This is a genomic window from Microcoleus sp. N9_A1, from assembly GCF_036701795.1.
Classification (GTDB): domain Bacteria; phylum Cyanobacteriota; class Cyanobacteriia; order Cyanobacteriales; family Microcoleaceae; genus Microcoleus.
Window position 1 is genome coordinate 53,219 of sequence record NZ_JAUBRI010000013.1, and the last position, 21,447, is coordinate 74,665.

The following is a 21,447-nucleotide window of genomic DNA, read 5'->3' on the forward strand; positions in this document are numbered from 1 at the left end:
GTGTTCCGACAGCTATTATTTTTTAGCGATGATTTCTCAGTTATTACCAATCACCGATGACTAATGACCGATGACTAATGACCGATGACTAATGACCAATTCCCAATTATCCATTATTCCGCCTTCAGCGCGCTGACAAAATCCCACTTGCCGCCTTTAACAACATTTCCTGACATTACAGTCAAGCTCGTGTCGCCGTTAGCGTCAAAACTCCAATTGCCGAGTACCCCATTAAAATCCTTAGTTGCCAAGACAGCATCGCGGATCGCAGCGCGGTCATTTTTGCAGACTTTATTGATTGCGGCGATCGCCACTTTAGCAGATTCATAAGCGTAAGCTGTATAAGCTTCCGGTTCAGCATTAAATTTTGCCTTGTAACTTGCGTACCACTTGGCCCCCTCACCAGTCAATTCTTTCGCAGGCAAGCCGCCAAAAGTAGCGTAAACACCTTCGCCATCTTTGCCTGCTGCGTCAATTAAAGCTTGATCTTTGATACCGTCGGGCCCCATGAACTTAACTGCATCAGCCGCCATCCCGACATTTCTCATGTCTTTAATTATTTGTCCCGTGTTGCTCTGAGTAGTGCCACCGAAGTAAATCATGTCTGGATTTAAAGCTTTGATCTTATTCATTAACGCCTTGTAGTCGCTAGCTTTAATATCAATTCCCTCCCGACCCAAGACTTGAATTCCCAACTTTTTAGCCGTTGCTTCAAAAACGTCAGCGATACCTTTCCCGTAGAGTTCTTGGTCGTCGAGAATGAAGACTTTTTGTACGCCTAAAGATTTCGCCCAATTTCCAGCAACAGAGCCTTGAAGGTCATCAGCAGGGACAACGCGGGTGAAATTGCGAGTGCCTGCAGGATAATAAACGTTGGGTTCTTTGGGTTCGCCTTTTCCTGGTTTAGTCAGTCCCGGATAGGTGTTTGCCGGACTGATCATCACGACGTTAGCTTGGTTGAGCACGGGAATGGAAAGTTTGGCTGCACCGGAGTTGTAGTGACCGATAGCGGCAACTACCGAACCGTCAGCGACTATTTTATTAGAGTTGGACGTTACCTGTGCGGGGTCCCATTTGCCGGCGGCGGCGGTGGCGTCATCGAGCACTTCGTATTCGATTTTGATTTTGCCGTCGCAAGCTTTGGAGTCGGTTTCGGCGAGTGCTTGTTTGATGCCGTTGACCATTGTTTGAGATTGACCCAAGGCGCTGCCTGTCATGGGGAGCATGGAGACAATTTTGACAGTATTTGGGTCTCCGGGGGCGCTGACTGCGACGGGAGAGGCTGCTGGAGTCGCTCCGGGAGTTGTGGCGTTTGGTGCTTGAGGATTTTGACAGCTAGCGCACAGAGAGGCTATGCCAGCGGCGAGGAGTATTGTCCGCAATCGGGCCGCGCCCGGATTCTGGGTTGTGTGGGTTGTTGAGTGTGTGGCACTGTTGCCCCCTGATTTCTGGGAAAAGTTCATAGGTTGGTTGGTTTGTTGCTTGCGTCTTAGCATATTTTCACTCTGTAAGTCTGTAAGTCAAGAGTTAGCACAAGTTTAAAAAATTTGTGTCAACTCTCAAAGATACACTGCTGCCACAAGAAGGTCGGGAATTGGGTCATATCTGATTCAATTACGTGCTAAGATTTTTGAGTATTTATTGACAATGCTTGAACTGCAACGATAGAAATAGCATCATCACTAAATACTTGACATAATATTACTTGCGCTATCTGCATTTTGTCACTACGTCAATGTCGGCGATTGCCAAAATTTAGATTTTAAAAATGGCTTATTCGCCTGGGTATGTTTGGCCCAGCAGGGGGAGCGCATCTTATTGAACACTGTTCATCAGCGGTGAGTATATTTAGATGCGTTCGCTCTGACTATCTCCACAGTGAATCCGATTTGCAAAAGTTGGTTGCAGGAATTAAATTACTCCGCACATTGTTTCAGACAAGTGCCTTTGATGAGTTTCGGGGTGATGAAGTCGCTCCCGGTGCGGATGTTAACAGCGATGAAGCCCTCGAAGCCTACATCCGGGAAACGTGCAGTACGGTGTTTCATCCTGTCGGCACCTGCAAAATGGGAACCGACTCAATGGCGGTTGTAGACCCCGAATTACGGGTACATGGAGTTGAGGGATTGCGTGTGGTAGATGCGTCAATCATGCCAACAATCACCACAGGAAATACGAATGGGCCGATAATTGCGATCGGCGAAAAAGCAGCCGATTTAATTAAAGCCACAGCTTGCGTTTCACAGCAAGTACGTTTAGCAATGGAAAATTAACAGGGAGTGCGATCGATTAAATAGCCTTGACTATTTTTTTTCAATTATGAGCTAGCTCATAGCAGTTGTTGATAAAAACTGTCAGAATAAAGGTAGTTCAAGGTTAGGAGGGGAGCGATATGACTCTCACAAAAGCAAACATAACCGCATTAAAAGTAGAAACTCTCGCCAAACTCTATCTGGAAAGTAAGGCAGCCGAAGTTTCAGATCAAACCATCGCCCAACTCTGTGATTGGCTAATGGGTGAGTTCCAGCAATTGCCTTTAAATCTACAATTTTCAGATTATATGCGTTACGAAAACGCAGAAGAAATGTTTGCAGATATCAAACAAGGGCAACTTTGGGTATCTGCTGAAAGTTACGATTCTTCGGTTTATCCCAATCCCATTTACGGGTTTATTTTTCAGGGAATGCACGATCACGACCACTACTTGACGGATACTGAATTCAGTTTGGAAGGGGAAATCGTGGCTTACAAATTCACTGCAAAACGTGCGCCAAGTTTAGACATCCAAAAGATTCTCTATTCCGAAATTGTGCTGCGATCGGCTGCCTATCTTTATTTAGGACATATGGCTGCTCCTAAAATAGTTTTCCCCTAATTAATTATATGGTAAAAGAGAATGCAGGAATGTCCTTGTTGTTCTGAGCCATTGTTGCGGCACATTCACAAACAAAAGATTTGCTGGTTTTGTCCCAAATGTCGGGTAATGATGCCAGCTATTTCCGAAGTAAAAGTTACTTCAAATATTAGCATCAGAATGTCAATCAGACCTGGGATGTTAAAATTAAAAGACGTTAGCTACCAGATTGGAGGTTAGCTCGCGGATGGTTGAGTTGCAATCAGATTTAGAATATGTTGTGACCGATCGCCTAAAAGTCTCTCTAGATGCGATCGCACGATTTTGCCAGCGCTGGAACATTGTCGAATTTGCCCTGTTTGGCTCGGTACTGCGGGATGATTTTCGCCCTGATAGTAATGTGGATGTATTGGTTGCTTTTGAAAACCTATCGAGTGATTTATCCAAGCGGGCGATCGGGATAGCACTTCACTTTGGGATATGGCGCAAGCAATTGGTCGGATTCAGGAGTTTAAGGCTGATATCGTTTACAGTTTCATAGGAATGATTTAACCACAGAGAGCGCAGAGGGCACAGAGGAAGAGAAGAGAGAGGAAATTCCTTATGGACAAATTTGAAGAACACGATCCTCGCTGTGGCCGCGAGACAAAGGGCCCGTGGTGGACTGAGCCACAAGACATCGCTTTAGCCCGCGCCCCTGCGTTCGCTCAACGCTTCTTCGGTGAAGTGTTCAACGAATTCCCAGCATTGGCTACGGGCGTCGTTTTTTTGCGATGGTCTGTTCAGCCAGAGGATGTCTACGCGGTGTTTAACGTGTCTAGTGGTGGGTTTCTCGTGCAGATCGATCCGTTCCTGGAGTACATCATAGTGTCGGGGGCGGGCGAGCACGGGGAGTATGGCGATTGGACGGGCGATCGCGATCGGTTAACGCAGGCGCTCGATGATGTCCGTACCTTAGTCTGGTGGTTTGAGAGTTTATCTAATGAGGTTGAGTGATGCTGTCGATTACGAACTGTTCCCCAAATATCAACTAGACTGCGCCATCAAATCGGAATCCTTTTTTTCTTTTGAGCGATCGACTGAAAAATCTTCATAGTACGATCGCTCAGTATTCACATCCCACAAATCGTGCTTTTCCCCCAGAATATTTCTCGCCGCCAGCAACCCCGTCAGCATAGAATGGTCTTGATTGTTGTATCGGTGCATACCGTTTCGCCCGATCGTCTGCAAATTCTCAATACCCTTCACAAAACCTTCAAGTACCTGCAAATGTCCGCGATATTCTCCATCATAAACTGGATAAGCTTTAAGTTGCCGTATGACAACTCCATCTTCAACCTCAGCAGTTGTTGCTAAACCCAAACCAACCAACTCGCGAGTTGCTAATTCCACAAGTTCAGCGTCCGACATTTCCCAAACTTCGTCGCCTACACTACAGAAATATTCCATTCCTAAACAAGTTTTGCTGACATCGGGAACTAAAGCGGCGCTCCAATTCTTAAAGTTTTGAATTCGTCCCACTTTAACTTCGGGAGAGTGAATGTAAATCCAGTTGTCAGGAAACAAATCCTTGCGATCGACAATCAGCGCTACAATCAAAAAATCTCGATATTTGAGCGATCGCGCCGCGTGCAACACCTCTTCTGGCGGCTGCGGTTTTAGCCTCGCTATCAGCGCCGATATCGGCATACTCGTAATAAAATTATCCGCCGAATATTGGACTAATTCTCCGTTTTGCTCCGCAGTAATACTTTTAATCTTATTACCTTCGCGCTCAAAGCTAATCGCCTTAGTATCGAGATAAACTTTGCCGTCTTTATTTTCCACAGCTTCCGCGAACTTTTCCCACATCATCCCCGGCCCCAAAGCCGGATAATCAAACTCTTTGATTAATGTTTTAGTATCGTTGCTGCCAAACAAAGCATTAATAATTGCAGTCGTCAGCGACAATCCTTTAATCCGCTGCGCCGCCCAATCTGCTTGAATTTCCGAACAAGGAATGCCCCAAACTTTTTCAGTATAAGTCTTAAAAAATGTTTTGTACAAACGTTCCCCAAAACGATTGATCACCCATTGTTCAAAAGTTGTTTCTTCCGGCAACGGCCAGATTCTCACTTTCACATAGCTCAAAATAATTAGCGTACTCTCAATTATGCCCAAATTAAACAGAGTATTGAAGGCACTGATCGGATAGTTAAAAAATTTACCTCGATAAAAAATTCGCGACAATCGTGGCACTTTAATAAACTCATTTCCCAGTACCTCTTGCCACAACTCCTGCACGGCTGCAACTTTAGTATAAAAGCGGTGGCCCCCAATGTCGAAACGATAGCCTTTGTAGGTTTCGGTGCGAGCTATTCCCCCAACTTTATCTCCTTTTTCGAGCACAACAGGGATAATGCCTTGCTTGACGAGCTCGTAAGCAGCAGTCAAACCCGCTGGCCCAGCACCGACGATCGCAACCGGATAATGTTTCACTCAGCCTACCTCCAGCTTTTTTATCGAACTATACTATTATTTATAACTTCTAAAATAGATAGATGCACCCGTACATACCCTGAGAAACTATCGATCGATCTGATGTTGAAGCGCAATTGGGATTGATTTATTCAGCGGTACCGGCAAGCTAACCTTGGCAGTCAAGGGCTTTTTTTGGGACAAATGGCGAGCCGTGCCGATCGCGAATGCCAGTCCGCTGTAAAAGTAGAAAAGCCAGTGCCACGGAATTGTTTTCAGGGCAAATAGGATACCGTGTTTACGGTAAAAAAATCGGTAAAGCGGTGCATTAATTGCTACCAGTGGTATCGCCAGCAAACCAGCCACTAGCAGAAAGCTCAGCGACCAGCACGTCCCCAGAATTGCCAGCAGGACTGCATAAGTTAAAATCACGCTGATGCGGTTTGAAACTTGCAAGTTGAGGTCGTTATTCAATTTGCGATCGCGCCAAATAAGTTCCGTCCAAGGCAGCGCTCGGTAAAAAAAGTCAGCTTTCACCATCCCCATCGCTTCCCAACGCTTTAAGTGCTTCACCTGCAATGTTTTACACAGCCGAATTTGATGACCGGCTTGTTTCAAACGGTAGCCGAATTCAATATCCTCGATCGAAGCTTGGCGGTAACTCTCATTAAAGCCACCCATTTGCAAAAAAATTTCCCGGCGAATCACTCCGCAAGCGCCCCAAAAAGTCGAAGCTTCTTCGTTACCTGTCTGGTGCACGTAGTGGTGCAGCAAGTTCCTGTACTGCGACAGAAAATCGGGATCTCCAGGAGCATCATCGTAGGAGCCGATAAAAGCAGCCAAGTAGGGATTATTTTTGAACACCGAGATGGCATAGCCCACAGCTTCTGGACAAACAGCCACATCAGCATCCACAAAAAACAGAATATCTCCCTTCGCAGCTTGCGCTCCCAAATTTCTCGCTCGGGCTGGGCCGCCGCATTCAGGAATTCTAATTAATTTTGCCCCGAATTCCTTTGCAAGTCGCCAAGAACCGTCGCTTTCGCCATCTGCTACTACAATAATCTCGATCGGTCTGGGCACAGCTTGAGCCAGTTTTGACAAACAGGTGCGGAAGTAAGCGCCCCCGTTGTGGACTGGGATAATCACGGATACAGTCGGGTCAGCGGTAGAAATCATCACCTAAATAACTTAAATTACACGGGCCAAAATTTGCTGGAATTTTATTGGTGCTACTTTACGAAGGGTAAAATCAGCTCTACTTTTTTATTTATAACTCGATTTTTGTTTGTCTTCAGCTAGATTTTTTGCTGGTATTATCGATTTGATTTTCCCCATTCTTACCTCTATTTTACGCCATATCTTGCTGAGACTGACCTGATGTAGACAACAGCTTTACAAAATCTTTAAATATGTCATTGTTTGTGTAAACTTGGGAAAAAGCCCCAGCAGCATTTTTGTGCGGCTGTGTTGCAACGCACAAGACTTTGATTTTATAAGTAGGCATACCGTATAAAATAAAACATCGTTTATACGGACACCAGGCAACTGTCAGGACTTGCGCGGTACAATTTCTTTTGCAGACCTCATCCGCGAGTGACTCCTGCACCAAGTCTCGATCGCGACTGCGGACTCAATGCACATTTTATGACTTTTGGCAATATATTTTAAATATACCTCTTAAAATTTCCGACGCTGTACGATCGGGCTTTCGTAATTTGCTAACATACCCTTAGCTAGCTCCCTTTGAACCAAAACTTTTATCTAAACCATTTTTTATATTACATGAACACCTCCCAAAACACTTTAAATCAGCCATTAGTTTCAGTCATCATACCAGCTTTCAACGCTGAAAATTTTATTGCTAAAACCTTAGAGTCTGTCTTATCTCAAACTTATCAAAACATAGAAGTTTTAGTAGTTGATGACGGCTCTACAGATACAACAGCCGAAATAGTCCAATCTTTTGCTCAAAAAGATAGCCGAGTCAGCTTATTCCACCAATCAAATGCCGGTGTCGCCGTCGCCCGCAACCTAGCAATTGAAAAATCAAAAGGCGAATATATTGCTCCCATCGATGCCGACGATATTTGGTATCCCCAAAACCTAGAAAAACAAGTCGAATGCTTAATTACATCAGAACAATCTGTAGGAGTTGTCTATTCATGGTCACTTGATATCAACGAAAAAGACTTATTCACAGGTGGATTTTACAACTCCACCATCGAAGGAGAAGTATACAAAGCTTTAGTTTATAAATATTTTATGGGTAATGCGAGTTCATCTCTGATCCGCCGCATTTGTTTCGAGAGAGTCGGCGGTTACAATTGCCAATTAAAAGCAGAAAACGCCCAAGGCTGCGAAGACTTGGAACTTTTTCTCCGCATCGCTGAGCATTATCAATTTAAAGTAGTGCCAGAATTTTTAGTGGGCTACCGACAGATTTCCAGCAGTATGTCTTGCAACTATGAAGCAATGGCAAAATCTCACTCTCTAATTATGGCAGATGTCCGGGAGCGGCATCCTGAAATTCCTGCCAATATTTATCGCTGGTCTAACAGCAGTTTTTATATATACAATTTAGCCGTTAAAAGCAACCGTAACGGCAACCATCGCAGTACATTATTTTGGCTATATCGAGCTTTTCTAGAAGATTCATTGATGACTATTTTACGCCATAATTTGTACATTTTATCAATAGAAAGTATATTAAAAATTCTAGTTTCATCAGTTACTCTATCTGGGTCAGCCTTAAAATCAATATCAACATCAACATCAACAGAGACTGAAGGCACAACAATTTCCACCATCAAGAGGCGAACCATGATTCATAAAATGCTCCCATCCCAGGTTTATGAAAGAATGCGATTCAATAATTTTGCCAACCGATAACGCGAATAAACCCAAGCTCAAAAACCAGATTTCTTAAAGAAACCTGGTTTTTGAGGCAAGCTATGGAAGAGAGTTAAATCAACGGAAATAAATTTTTGCTTCTTCCTTCTACTTATATATCTCTAAGCGTGAGAAGCTGTAGCAGTTTGAGCTTTCGGCTGCTTACCGTCGGGCGCAAGGGATTCCCCTTCAATAAACGAGCGCAACATCCAAGCCATTTGTTCGTGCTGTTCCATCAAACCAGTCAAAAAGTCTGCGGTTCCATCATCCTTAAACTCTTCACCGCACTGTTCAACGTGTTTGCGGAGATTGCGAATAATCAGTTCGTGGTCGTCAACTAAACGCGATACCATTTCGGTAGCCAAAGGCAAATCGCCGATATGTTCTTTAATCGAGCCATACTTCAGAAAACCCTCAGCAGTACCAATTGGATAGCCACCTAAAGTTCTCACCCGTTCGGCCATAGCATCGATATTTAGTGTTAACGCCTGATAGTGTTCTTCCCACAACTGGTGGAGCGATCTAAACTGTGGGCCCACTACATCCCAGTGATACTTTTTGGTTTTGATTAACAGCAGATAAGCATCTGCCAGGTCGTGATTCAATAGTTCGATAACGCCTGCACGCTGCTCGTCAGATAGACCTATGTTTAACTTACGCATTGAAATTGTTCCTTCAAATCTAACTTTACATTTATTAGAACAAATTTACCTAACCACTTACATCAACCCAGAGGACGATCGAAGACGATCGAACTTTCGTAAAATATCTGCTTTTCAGGTTAAAGTAATTGCAAGATTGATACCCTTAGATAGATGCAATGAAACTTATTGTTCCTGAGCGCCTTTGTTTGGCGAACACAGCGATTGGGCCGTTGGTGAGCCCCCGCTCAATCCCCCTAGAGAAGGGGGCGGCACTCTGATTGTTAGTAAAAATCAAGGAATTTATGCCGAAGTTAACGAACATCACACACACTTAATTGTGCGGGCTGCTTAAAATGACGGCATCAGGGGCTTACAATTAAATATAACCCCAGTTATCCTAAAAGGCTAGGAAACAGAGTTTCGGACATGAGCGGTGCTGACCTCTGTGATTGGGATGCTAGAAATGATATTGAGTGCAACCGCTCAATCGACGTTTAAGGATGCTGCCAAGAAACAGACGGGCGATCGCCATCAAAACTTTATGGCCAAAGTGGCTGATGATTACTTTAATGCTTAAGCCCCGAAAGTATAAATATTTCTAGGATGGAACCCTTGATAGTGTTCAAATTGGCTTACATGAACACCGATAATTTTGGGTTTGTTAAATAGCGATAAACCAATCAGGAAGATGTATAGCAATCCTTGCAGGAGTCGTAAACTTTTTACCCCACCCCAACCCTCCCCTTATCAAGGGGAGGGAGTAAGAAATTCAAAAATGATTTAGGATGGCTATATATCATTGCTTTTGACAACTCCCCAGCCCTTTCATAGACGGGGATTCATAAGACCATAATTTAAGTCTTACGGGTGCTGACAAATCACCCCTACCAACTCCACTGAGATCAATTCCAAGTATTGTTGCTACTTTACGACCAATATTTGCACACCCATTGCAGTCTGCATTAATTAGCCATCCATTCGCCGTCTGATATAATCCACGTTTAATTCTTGTTCCAGAAGCTTTCCACCCTTCGGGTTTCGCACCGAATTTAGGCAGTTCGTCAGCATCGAGAAACGAAGTTTTTGAGGTATAAGATTCTTCAGTTTCTATGAATTTTATTCCGTACTGTTCGCACAGTTGAGCAATTCTATCTTTTAACCTACCCGTGGGAATCTGAACAAATTTTTGATTCGTCTTTTTACCTAGGTTGAGCGAATTTTTCTGATTCTTGTTCCATCCAAATATCACTGTACTAATCTTGGACGATACACAATGATTAATGACCTTACGAGCAGCTTTATTAACCGCATCCCGCATTGTTATATTTCTGCTTTCGGTCAGCCGTTCCAGTCTTTTCGACCAGAATCCGTTGTCTTTTCCAGACATCAAGGTTGCCACTCGTTTGTTGTTACCTTGGTTGATAGACTTTAGATGCCTTCCGTCTACGATGAATGAAGCTCCAATATTGCTAACACAAGTTATCCAGTTGTCTATCCCATGATCGAGCATCAACACAGAATCAACGTTCACATCGGATTGGACAGCTTCTTTTTGGTAAACCAATTCCAGATAGAAACATCCGTTTCTGGGTAAAATCCTGTACTCTCGAATACAAGAATGCTCTAAATTAGATGGCATGGGCAGATAGAACGCATCTATGCCTAACCAAGCTTTAACTTGCTTCCCTAAAGGAAATCGCAACATTCCATTTTTTAATTTGACCGATCTACCTGTAAATGTAACCAGTGCTAATCCGCCTTTTCTGTATCCAGGAAGTCTTGGACGTTGCGTCACCGTCCCTTCTTTGATTCCCGTCAGTAAGCCAAAATAGGACTTGAAAGACTCAGCAACGCTAGTTAATATCTGTTGTGCGGTATCTGAATAAAAAGCTTTGTAGTGGACGTTATGATTTTCTGTTCCCAATACCTTGTGTAGCTTAGCTCTATTGGGAACTTTACCTGTCTTAAAGAAGAGTTGTCGGGAATAGTAAACTCCACAATTGATTAATTTAGAGGCTTCACTACACAGAAATTCTAAGACTGCTGTCAAGTCTTTGCCTGGACTGATTAGATTTTGCTGGCATCCATACATTCTGTTTTCCTCCTTGGTTTATATTAGCATAGTATTCGCAATTCAAGGGTAAAGTATGCCTACAAAACAACCAATACAAAAAAAATATTGAAGGCGGTTGAAACCGCTACCTAGTTCCTCCCAATGTCTAAAGCCAGGAGCTTCCCTCTCGTTTTTTGGTGAGGAAGCAGGTAATCGCCGATCGTACTTGCTCAACCGTCCATACTAAATTGAGCCAAGCAAAAGTTTGTTCAACCACGGATTGTTATTTTCAGTAAAACAAAGCCTTGGGTGTTGCGATCGTACAACTACCTGAATAATCCATCCCAAGCTATCCATCATCGATTTGAGAAACCGTTGGCCACTGTCACCTCGATCGACTCTAACAAACAAATACAGCCCTGACACCCTTTGTCCCATCTAGTAGACCACCGGGAGAAGCTGTGTGTTCGCTTCACCTTCGGGAACCCTTGCTGCTGTGACCACCATAGCACTAAGCCGAAAGTATCAACGGCAGTGTGGCGTTGTCGGCCCCCCTGAAGGCTTTCTCAAACCCGACACTCTGATGAAGCATCGTTGCAGTGGCAACTGTTTAAACCTAGTTTTTGGCGGATGGCGCCTCCAGGACAGATAAAAAAAGCAGTCCTCTGTGTTTGCGCGAAGGAGGAGAAAGAGGGCATTGCAGTTTGTCCTATCTGGGGAATACGGGGTAAAGTAGCGGTAGGAAATATTTATCCATACTTTTACTAACTGTGCTACTTTCATTGTTAGCTGTAAACCATCATGCGGGAAATCTGCCAGAGCGTGGAAACCATATTTCAACTGCTGTTAGACGAACTAAAAAAGTCCACTCGCGCGTCTGAGCAGAACTGCCAAGATGTAGCAGGGCGACTCGCAGCAGAAGTCACTAGGATATGCACCGAAAGCCTGCGGATTCAAGCATCCGGAGACATAGAAGGTTCAGCCATGAGCCTGGCTCAGCACCGCTTGCAACAATGCCTCCACTATTACAATTTAGGCTCCGGGCCCGGGCGAGTAGAATTGCACAGTACCCTCAGCGCGATCGTCTATCGCTACATCACCCCTCCGCAGGTGCAGTCTAGCTATCAGGCGCGAGTAGAACTGATCAAAGATTTTTTGCAAGGATTTTATCTCGAAGCTTTAAAGGCATTCCGGCGCGAAACCCAATTGCCACCTACCTACAGTCCCCGCACTCGCTTAGAACTAGCAGAGTACATGGCCTTTGTAGAGCGCTTCGGCAAGCGGCGCATTCCATTACCTCGGAACCGCAGCCAGCAACTAATTATTTTACGGGCCCAAACCTTTTCCCAGCAGCAGCCCAAAGAAACCTCTGTAGATATGGAACAAGCCGCCGACGGAGGGGCTTCAGATTCCGACCAAACTTGGAACGACACCTCGGTACACTCCGTGCGGGAAGCGATGGCCGGACAGGGTTCATCTGCAATTCGCCCCCAAGCCGACGAGTCAGAATCTCTGCGGCAAAACGTGATTGACGAATTAGTCGCCTACTTGAAAGAGCGCAACCAAGAAGAATGCGCCGATTACTTCGTGCTGCGCTTGCAAGACTTGCCGACTAACGAAATAGAGTCGATCCTGGGCATAACTCCCCGCCAAAGAGACTATTTGCAGCAGCGCTTCAAGTACCACTTGCTCAGGTTCGCCATGTCGCACCGTTGGGAACTCGTTCACCAGTGGCTGGAAGCAGACTTAGACAAAAATTTAGGTTTGCTGCCTTCTCAGTGGCAGGCGTTTGGCGAGCAAATTGGTCCAGAGGGACAGCGTTTGCTAAAGTTGAAGCAACAGGGTCTGTCAGAGTCAGCGATCGCCCAAACCCTGGGCAGCACGGTAGCCCAGGTACAGAAGCGGTGGTTTAAATTGCTGGAACTTGCGTGGGAATTGCGAAATCGTTCAGATTCCGGAGAAGGGGCATCTAGTGATGAATAACGAAACGAACAGGGATGCAGAGGCTTTCGATCGCCATTTTTTAGACTGGATATTGCAGGCGCCGATCGCGAATGCCTCTAGCCAAGATGAGGAAAACTTCAATCCGTCCCCTGGCTCACAAGAGTGGGACGACACAGAAGAGAATTCCGGGGTGGAATACTGGGAATGGGACGAACCAGACCCGCTGGACTATCAAGTGGGGGCGCACAGCAATGCACCCGCACAACCGCAGACAATTGGAGAAATACCGACCGTGCAAGACCGTTTTCAGACCTTGTTAAAAGAAAGGCTTAGAGCCGAAATTGAATCTAATCCGCCGCTGTTCCCCTGGGAAACAGAATTCAAAAGCTACGACCACGATTACCCAGACGATGTAGCCCCGCAATGGGTTCCCCCCCTACACCTCTGGACTCCCCAACTACAAAATATCAGGTGGGGCCGCCTGCCAATTCCGATCGCCCAAGGGGTTTTTGCTCAACTGCTAGAACCTTGTCAGGAACTGGTAATGTCGTCGCTGCGGGAAGGCTCGAAGTTAGTTCGCGCTGTAGATGGCTTGTTTCCCGGCCAGTCTCAGGAACTTAACAAATTAGCTGGTTTGGTACTCATGGGTGCTGCCAGAGGAATTACAGCTTCAGAAGTAGAAGATTTACCGAATTACTCCGAGGCAACTACCGATCAACAAATGCTCATGTCGCTGTTGGCCGCCCGAGAAATCATTGAGTCTCTAACTTTGAATTGTCCTGTAAATCAGCCCCCGGTTTCGCGGGAGTGGCTGACTGCTTTGGGTTCGCTGACTCTCTCAGCTCAATACCTGTCGAACCGCAACACAGAACCACCAAGGCCGTGTTTAAGAGTTGAGTGCGAATTTCCAGGGGGAGGAAGTTTGGAACTCAAGGGAGGAGATGCCGAAGCAACTGCACAGCGTCCGAATTCCGGGCATTTAAGTGTGGAGTTGTTTGACCCGCAACCTGACAAGACTTATGCCCTAGAAGTTAAATTCCAAAACTTCGATACCAGACCTCTGATGTTTGCTATTCGTCCAACTTTGTAAAGACAAAATAGCAAATAGAAAAGTCAAATTAGAGTAAATAATTTAGGTTTTTACTCTGTGGTTTGACCTCACACAAAAACAAATGCAATTCCTCGACTTCTGTCATGGAAAGCCAAAAATTTTAGATATTAGTTAAAGCCCTCCCAGATTCAATGCGAGAGTCAATCTAAAATCTAAAATCTACAATCTACTGCTCGTTGACTTGGATGGGTGCACATGACAACTGATAACCTGCGAAATATACCTGTTTTGGGTAAGCTGTGGGAGCAGATTGAGGCCATGCCTCCGCCGGTGATTGAGGATTCTTTACTGCTGCGAATCCTAGTTCAGTTGTTGGTAATTGTGGGAATTGTGGCAACTGACGTTGCTGCTGAAGAAGCCCTGAACCTGTGGGCTGTGCCTGTTAGTATTGTGGGAGCAACTTGGAGTTGGTACCGCCGCCGCGATCGCAATGTAGCTGCTAAGTTCTGCATAGCTATTGGAATGCTGGTGGCGCTGTTCGCTTTTTTTAGCCGCTTGGTGGGAGAATTGAATGATACGCGGTTAGTTTTGGCGCAACTGTTAATCCAACTTCAAGTGCTGCACAGTTTCGATTTGCCTCGCCGCAAGGATTTAGGCTACTCGATGGTAATCGGGCTAATTTTGTTAGGGGTAGCAGCGACTCTCAGCCAAACCTTGACTTTTGGGCCGCTGTTGTTGTTGTTTTTGGCTTTAGCGCTGCCGACTTTGGTGTTGGATTATCGATCGCGCTTGGGATTTTTGAAGCCAGAAGTCATTGGCGAAAAAGCACAAGGTAAAGGGAAAAATGAAAGCCTGTCGCTATTTGCTGCTACTTTATCCCCAAAGTATTTTGCTTGGCTGCTGCTGATAACTGTCGGGTTGGGGCTGACTATTTTTGCGTTTTTGCCACGCCTCCCTGGCTATCAGTTGCGGACTTTTCCGGTGAGTGCTCCTATTGAATATCAGGGGGAGTTTGACTCGCGCAGCATTACCAATCCGGGGTATGTTAGAGGGGGAAATCAAAAAGGGACTGGCGGAGGAAGGGGGAGAAACCCAGACTCTGGGCCAGGAGAGGTGGACTCTACTTTTTATTACGGTTTCAACCAGCGCATCAATCAAAATTTGCGGGGGGAAATGAAACCTCAAGTGGTGATGCGGGTGCGATCGCAGGCTGCGGGTTTTTGGCGAGTGTTAGGCTTTGACAAATACACCGGTCAGGGTTGGGAAATTTCTCGCAACGATGACGCTTTTAAGGTGAATAGACCTCGCTGGTCTTATCAATTTTATCTGAATCCTTTTCCCAATGCGCCCCGCTTTCAAGAGGTGATTCAAAGTTATACTATTGTTGCTCAGTTGCCGAATTTGATTCCGGCTTTAAACAAGCCGAAGGAACTTTATTTTCCGACGACAGAGGTGGCGATTGATGCGGAGGGGGGTTTGCGATCGCCTGTGGAATTGGCGGATGGTTTGACTTATACGGTGATTTCAAATGTACCTTTTCGCGATCGCTCTTTATTGGGGAAAACTGGTACTAATTACCCGAAAAATATTCGCAAGTTTTATTTGGATGTGCCACCGGAAATTGCCCAGAAGGTGCGAGAAAAAACTGAAGAGATCTTGTTGGGGAGAACAAGAGTGGCTAAGTCGGACAGGGCGATCGATTCTCCCTACGAAAAAGCTTTGTATTTGGCTCAATATTTGAAGCAAAACCCGAATTACAAACTTGTAAAAGCTTTGCCTTACTTAGAAGAAGGTGAAGATTTAGTAGCAGGTTTTTTGTTTGGCTACAAAAACACTCAGGCCGGCAAAAAAGTTACAGGCGGATATCCAGACCACTTTTCGACTGTACTGACAATTATGCTGAGGTCGATCGGGATTCCGGCGCGACTGGCGGGCGGTTTCGATACGGGGGAATTTAACCCGTTTACGGGTTTGTATATTGTGAAAAATACCGACGCTTTTTTGATGACGGAGGTATATTTTCCCAATAACGGCTGGTTTGCTTTTAATCCGATTCCCGGTTATCCGCTGATTCCGGCTTCGGTGGAAGACAACCAGACTTTTAGTGCGCTGGAATCGTTTTGGAAGTGGATCGCGGGTTGGCTACCGACTCCTCTCAGAAGCGGGCTGGATTCAGTCATAGGTTTTGTAATTGGCTGGATCAGTTTGATTGTGGGCTGGTTTCTGGGACAGTTTGCTAAGGGTTGGGTGGGGTTATTTACTGGCTTAATTGCTGCGATCGGCTTTGGCTTTATTGGCTGGTTAATTTGGCAAGTGTGGCGCAAGTGGCGCCACCGCCGCTGGCTGGCGAAGTTGCCGCCTGTGGAGGGGGTTTATCAGGAAATGTTGAAGGATTTGGCGAGTAGGGGATTTGCCAAGCAGAAAGCTCAAACGCCTTTGGAGTATGCTGAGGCAATGCGCGGTAATCATGCAACTGATGAAGCTGAGGTGATTGATGAAGTTTCGCAAGCTTACGTGCGATGGAAGTATGGCGGCGAAGCGGGAAATTTGAACCAGTTGCGGCAGTTGGTGGAAAATTTGAGGCGATCGCACTTGAAGAAACTCAAAAAGTTAAGATAAAAATCGGCGATCGAAAGAGACTGTTGGCGAATGTCTGAGGGGTCAAACCCCTCAGACATTCGCCGTCCTGAATAGGCAGAATGTAAGGATTCAGGTCACTGAACTCCTTGCTGGGCAAAGACTTTAGCTCTGGAGCTTGATGCTCAATAAATATCTATTATCAATAAATGACGAAAAAATGTCATTTTTCGTCATTTATTGACAATCAACCACGAAGGACAAAAACCATTATTTTGCCCTCAAACCCTTACCAGACAAGCGTTGGAGCCACAAGTTTTTAGACCTGAATCCTTACGGCAGAATGATAGTGTAATGAGACACCATATTACAGCACTTTCCGATGCTATGAGGTACAGTAGCAGCAATGATTGATACTCCCCAGGGCTGAAGCCACGGAGATTCTGGAATGAATCCGAAAACTCTCAAAGGCGTTATCAAAGCACCTCTATTCGCTCAAAACAACTACCAGTACAAAAGGTGTTGCAATTGCGCTTACTTTTAAATTGTGTTTGCTTGTCTTTATCCATCACTTTTGCCAGATAGGTACGCTTCACACTTCGTCTAAAAATATGCTTGTTTTGGGCCTCGATATTTCGGATTTTTTCCCAATACTCAACTCTTAGTAACGCAAAACGGGGCAGCTACTTTTCTCGCTTGACATCTTCTCTGCCAAGTGCGCTGTCACTATTTTTGAGCGGAGGTCTAAAGAATAGGATTTCATGAGCTTTAGCTATCAGGTGCTTTTCACTTAATTGAACCTCATAAAATCGCAAAGTCCTGTATATACTTTCCCCTAGTTTGAATTTCTACTTTTAGATGAGGCTAAAAAATATCTAAAGGCATAAATTTTTAGTATCAATTCTGCAAAGTACGGTTGCGTATAGATCGATTGCCCGCTATCTGTAGGGAAACTGCAGTGCCGTTTCCCTACCCGGAACTAGCCCGATCGCCCGTCTAATTCCCTACAAATAACTAAGCTAAAAACTGGAATTGAGAACCGTTAACTGCCAAGGCAAACGGACTCGATTGTTCAAATGCACCAGTAAGTTCAAAGCTGTTGGTATTTAAAACTACCCCCACAATCTGTCCGGTAATTATGTTTTCAATCACCATGTCGTTGATAATTCCGTCATTATCGTAAGCAATCAAATTGTCGTCTTCAAAGAAAAGGTCTAGTTCTGTTAAACCGTCCGTCAAACCGATACGATCGCCCTCGTCAAAGTTAAAATCGGTAATGACATCTGCTCCATTTATACCAAATGCTTCATCGTTGCTTCTGAGTACAAATATATCAGCACCGAGGCCTCCCGTGAGCACGTCAACTCCCCGATCGCCCGCTAAGAAATCGTTGCCGTCATTGCCGTCTAAATCGTCGTCTCCTTGCCCTCCCCGCAGGATATCGTTCCCGAACCCTCCAAAGATAATATCATTTCCGGTGTCGCCCCTAACTAGGTCGTTGCCATCATTTCCATCCAAGAGATCGTCATCTTTCCCGCCGTAAATTATGTCATTTCCGCCGCCACCACCGATAATATCATTGCCGTTATTTCCTAACAGACGTTCGTTGGAATCCGATGAACCTCCTATAGTATCATTGCCATCAAGTCCCCAAACTCCCCAGGGAAAAGACGACAAATTTCCATTCCCTACGTTAATCTCATCGGGTGTAGCGAATCCCAAAAGACGTGGCCCGCCGCCAGCGAATACAGGAAATCCCGTCACATCGCCGATGAGATTGTTAACCGTTAAAGCCATAACTATGTCCTTTCAAAAATCCTGTTAGCTGTATTATACATTTTAATTATTCCCTTGCCAAATAGCAAGGATGTTTGAATTTTGGTCGCAACTTTTATTTCCTCAATTAAGGACAAGCAACCTGCTGGTCTATATAGCAATCCTCGCATCATTTGTGAATTTCTTACTCTCTCCCCTTGATAAGGGAGGGTTGGGGTGGGGTAAAAAGTTGACGACTCATTTAGGATTGCTATAGTCAATTACAATTACCAATACTTCGGCTACGCGAGCGTATAAGTTACCAATTCTCAATTCCCAATTACCAAAGCACAGGGGATTTAAGCCCCCACCTTTAGGTGGATTGTTTTTAGGCTGGGGCTTAAATCCCCTGCCTAAAAACTTCGCACTCCGAAGTCAACTGTCAACTGTCAACTGTTAACAGGGCTGTGCTTCATTCAACCCCAACCTGCTATATATCTCGCCTCTGAGTCAAATAGCATTAGTTGCTGACACTATCCGCTACTGTGTACCGCTTATAATGGGTGTTACCCCCTAGCAGGTAAACAGGTTAATATCACCTATAACGTCGAGACTGAGAGGTTGTTTGTGAATAAAAGTAAAAGTCCCTGGGCCCATCGTCCGAGAAAAACCCAGTTTCCGATACCCATACACAAACTTTACAAACAGGATCTAAGCTCTTTACAAAGCCATAATCGCCGATCGCTGATATTTTTTGGCAAAATCCACTGCTTTCAGGTGTTTTACTCATGTCTACTCCTAAATCGTCTTCCCATCAAAACAACAACTCCGTAAAATCACTGCCAGCGACAGATATCGTCCCAACAAAGCAAGACAGTAACAATCTGCCCAGCGAACCAAGTATAGAACAGCTACTGGAAGCTTTGGCGGGCCAAGTACCCAGTCAATCTTCTGAAATTGAACCCTTGAAAACGTGGAAACAAGATTTACAGCGATTGTTTCAATTTCTCGGCGATCGCCGCGTTTTAATCGCAGTAATGCAACCAGGAACTTTTGCCCTACGGTACGCTAACGCAGCATTTTGCCGCTTGGCCGGTTGGGAGGAAACGTCCTTGGCAAATCAATCTACCAACGGTTTGTTTGCAGAAACCGACATGACTCTGCTGGAACTGTTCGAGGATGGGGACGGCAAAACAGCAGAACAATTGTACCGCCGCCATCTTTTGCACTGGGTATTTAAGCAATATTATCAGATGGATATCGACGGTTTGCGGGTGCTAGACGAACCTGTCACGGCGAGTGTAAAAAACCCCAAACACCGAGAACCCAGATTTATAGAATTTTGGCTGGGTTCGGAACAGTTAAAAATTACTCGAATTGACTCAAAAATAGATGAATTTGCGGATGTTTCTTTAAGATTAATGCCGGTTTCGGAACGAGAAGCTTGGCTGATGCAGCCGAATCAACTGGAAAATTTAGCCGCTCGATTGCAGTTGGATAATTACCGCGTAGAAGGCTTGCTGCTGCTAGAAGGTTTTGATGTCACCGTGCAGGAGCAAATTCGGCGGCTGACTCAGTTATTGATCGATCAAGATTCGATGCTGCAGCCAGACAAATTTGAGAGAATCGATCGGTGTTTGCGATCGCTCTTCAATGCTGACGGCACTTTGCTGCTGCGGCCCGACGGCGAACAGGTACAGCTATTAGTTGCAAAAGACGGCCAACATTTGCAGCCAATTCTTTATTCAATGAATTCCCTAGAAGCTTCTCACTTTTTGAAGGCCACAGCAGCAAATCAAGTTTGGAACGTGCCAGACTTGCGTAGGGAGTGCGAAACCGAGTGCGATCGAACTTTGCGGAGAATGGGAACTCGATCGATGCTGCTGGTGCCCCTGGTAGTCAAATCCGTCACCCGTGAGGGGTGCGGGGTGCGGATTTTGGGAGTTGTGGGGCTGTTGTGCGATCGGCCAAACCACTTCAACGGCATTGACACTCAACACGCCCAAGAACTCATTCCCGCCTTCATTGCAGCCCTGCGGCAAGCCATCCAGGAGCGGTTTACCCACATTCACAACATCCACCCCGCAGTCGAGTGGCGGTTCGCTCAAGAAGCAGAAAGGCGAAGTTGGGGACTACCTCCAGAAACAATCGTATTTGCTGACGTTCATCCGCTGTACGGAATTTCGGACATTCGCGGTTCTAGCGACGAAAGAAACCGAGCCATTCAAACTGATTTGCTCGAACAATTCCGCTTAGGTTTAGCGATAGCTGATGCCGTTTGCGAAACACAAACTACCCACCTCGGCGAGCAAATGCGGCTCGACTTGCTTGACTACATCCAGCATTTAAAAGAAAAAGTAACAGTCGATATGGAGGTGCGAGCCGCCGAGTATTTAAACGAGCATTTAGAAGTATATTTTGACTATTTTGTGCAGTGCGGGCCGCTTGTTGAGGCAGCCGTTGAAGCTTACCAAGCAGCCTGTGAAAATGAACATAACTGCGTTTACACCGATCGCAACCGCTACGACCAAATGCTGAACTTAATCAGCACCAAACTCCAAGAAACCTGGGCCCGCTGGCAAGAAAAAATGCAGCAAATTTTGCCCCACTACTGCGACATCGAATGCACCGACGGCATCGATCACATGATTTATGTAGGAAAATCGATCGACTCCAAATTTAGCCAGTTTCACCTGCACAGTTTGCGGTACGAACAACTGCGAGCAATTTGCGATTGCGGTCGCACAGTTTTTCGCCTGCAAGCCGAGTCTCAAATCGACATGGAACTCGCACATTTAGTCTTAGTGCAGAATACCACGATCGACATTTTCCACAACGAAAATACCGAAAAAATGTTTGATGTCAAAGGCACTCGCGACATTCGCTACGAACTTGTCAAAAAGCGGATCGAAAAAGCCGTTGACAAAGACGCACAAGAGCGGATTACCCAGTCGGGAATGTTGACTGTTGTTTATTCCACCGAGGAGGAGTGGGAAGAGTATCAGCAATACTTGCGCTACTTGTCTCGCGAAGGTTGGGTAGAGCCAAAAGTTCAGACGGGCATGGTAGAATCACAACAAGGAGTTAGCGGTTTAAAATTCGCCCGCGTGCGTATTTTGCCTGAACCGGAATCTATTTCTACTATCTGTGAAGTTACGGTAGTCAGCGATTGAGAACCCGTTCACTTGCCTGTTTGAGGCCCAGTGCGATCGCTTCCATA

At 45.4% G+C, this 21,447-nt stretch carries 15 protein-coding genes; 9 read left to right on the forward strand and 6 right to left on the reverse strand.

The window, feature by feature from the left end; translation table 11 throughout:
• Positions 1-113: 113 nt before the first annotated feature.
• Positions 114-1,496: a branched-chain amino acid ABC transporter substrate-binding protein gene (locus QUA58_RS08665; protein WP_333393672.1), complete on the reverse strand. Its 1,383-nt coding sequence runs from the start codon at positions 1,494-1,496 to the stop codon at positions 114-116.
• Positions 1,497-1,838: 342 nt separating this feature from the next.
• On the opposite strand from QUA58_RS08665, the gene QUA58_RS08670 reads away from it, so the two are divergent.
• The 4 genes from QUA58_RS08670 to QUA58_RS08685 all read left to right on the forward strand — a co-directional run bounded on the left by QUA58_RS08670 (position 1,839) and on the right by QUA58_RS08685 (position 3,850).
• Positions 1,839-2,273, forward strand: a complete 435-nt coding sequence (locus QUA58_RS08670; RefSeq protein ID WP_333393674.1) for a GMC oxidoreductase — start codon at positions 1,839-1,841, stop codon at positions 2,271-2,273.
• Positions 2,274-2,392: 119 nt separating this feature from the next.
• Positions 2,393-2,875 (forward strand): transposase, encoded by a 483-nt coding sequence (locus tag QUA58_RS08675; protein WP_333393676.1) that lies wholly within the window; start codon positions 2,393-2,395, stop codon positions 2,873-2,875.
• Between the two features lie 226 nt (positions 2,876-3,101).
• Positions 3,102-3,395, forward strand: a complete 294-nt coding sequence (locus QUA58_RS08680; RefSeq protein ID WP_333252804.1) for a nucleotidyltransferase domain-containing protein — start codon at positions 3,102-3,104, stop codon at positions 3,393-3,395.
• Between the two features lie 62 nt (positions 3,396-3,457).
• Positions 3,458-3,850 carry a hypothetical protein gene (locus QUA58_RS08685; RefSeq protein WP_333252802.1) on the forward strand — a complete coding sequence of 131 codons (393 nt, stop codon included), beginning with the start codon at positions 3,458-3,460 and terminating at the stop codon, positions 3,848-3,850.
• 30 nt (positions 3,851-3,880) lie between these two features.
• On the opposite strand, the gene QUA58_RS08690 is transcribed toward QUA58_RS08685, so the two are convergent.
• Together QUA58_RS08690 and QUA58_RS08695 are read right to left on the reverse strand one after the other, a co-directional pair.
• On the reverse strand, positions 3,881-5,332 hold the full coding sequence (locus QUA58_RS08690) for an NAD(P)/FAD-dependent oxidoreductase (RefSeq protein ID WP_333393678.1): 1,452 nt from the start codon (positions 5,330-5,332) through the stop codon (positions 3,881-3,883).
• Between the two features lie 87 nt (positions 5,333-5,419).
• Complete coding sequence (locus QUA58_RS08695) at positions 5,420-6,490, reverse strand: glycosyltransferase family A protein (protein ID WP_333252869.1); 1,071 nt, start codon at positions 6,488-6,490, stop codon at positions 5,420-5,422.
• Between the two features lie 606 nt (positions 6,491-7,096).
• Between QUA58_RS08695 and QUA58_RS08700 the strand changes: the two genes are divergently transcribed.
• Positions 7,097-8,203 (forward strand): glycosyltransferase family 2 protein, encoded by a 1,107-nt coding sequence (locus QUA58_RS08700; protein ID WP_333252793.1) that lies wholly within the window; start codon positions 7,097-7,099, stop codon positions 8,201-8,203.
• Between the two features lie 122 nt (positions 8,204-8,325).
• On the opposite strand, the gene QUA58_RS08705 is transcribed toward QUA58_RS08700, so the two are convergent.
• Together QUA58_RS08705 and QUA58_RS08710 are read right to left on the reverse strand one after the other, a co-directional pair.
• Positions 8,326-8,865 (reverse strand): Dps family protein, encoded by a 540-nt coding sequence (locus tag QUA58_RS08705; RefSeq protein WP_333252791.1) that lies wholly within the window; start codon positions 8,863-8,865, stop codon positions 8,326-8,328.
• A 778-nt stretch (positions 8,866-9,643) separates the two neighbouring features.
• The gene (locus QUA58_RS08710) at positions 9,644-10,897 is read right to left on the reverse strand and encodes a transposase (RefSeq protein ID WP_333393680.1); all 1,254 of its coding nucleotides are present in this window, start codon (positions 10,895-10,897) and stop codon (positions 9,644-9,646) included.
• A gap of 804 nt (positions 10,898-11,701) precedes the next feature.
• Between QUA58_RS08710 and hetZ the strand changes: the two genes are divergently transcribed.
• From hetZ to QUA58_RS08725, 3 genes are all read left to right on the forward strand, one after another.
• Positions 11,702-12,883 carry a heterocyst differentiation protein HetZ gene (hetZ, locus tag QUA58_RS08715; protein WP_333252784.1) on the forward strand — a complete coding sequence of 394 codons (1,182 nt, stop codon included), beginning with the start codon at positions 11,702-11,704 and terminating at the stop codon, positions 12,881-12,883.
• Positions 12,876-13,934, forward strand: a complete 1,059-nt coding sequence (locus tag QUA58_RS08720; RefSeq protein WP_333393682.1) for a hypothetical protein — start codon at positions 12,876-12,878, stop codon at positions 13,932-13,934. Before hetZ ends, QUA58_RS08720 begins: the two co-directional genes overlap by 8 nt.
• 216 nt (positions 13,935-14,150) lie before the next feature.
• Positions 14,151-16,514 (forward strand): transglutaminaseTgpA domain-containing protein, encoded by a 2,364-nt coding sequence (locus QUA58_RS08725; RefSeq protein WP_333393684.1) that lies wholly within the window; start codon positions 14,151-14,153, stop codon positions 16,512-16,514.
• 972 nt (positions 16,515-17,486) lie between these two features.
• Here the strand turns inward: QUA58_RS08725 and QUA58_RS08730 are convergent.
• Complete coding sequence (locus QUA58_RS08730; protein WP_333252776.1) at positions 17,487-18,269, reverse strand: calcium-binding protein; 783 nt, start codon at positions 18,267-18,269, stop codon at positions 17,487-17,489.
• Positions 18,270-19,015: 746 nt separating this feature from the next.
• Here QUA58_RS08730 and QUA58_RS08735 point away from each other — a divergent pair.
• Positions 19,016-21,400, forward strand: a complete 2,385-nt coding sequence (locus tag QUA58_RS08735; RefSeq protein WP_333393686.1) for a GAF domain-containing protein — start codon at positions 19,016-19,018, stop codon at positions 21,398-21,400.
• The last annotated feature ends 47 nt before the right edge of the window (positions 21,401-21,447 follow it).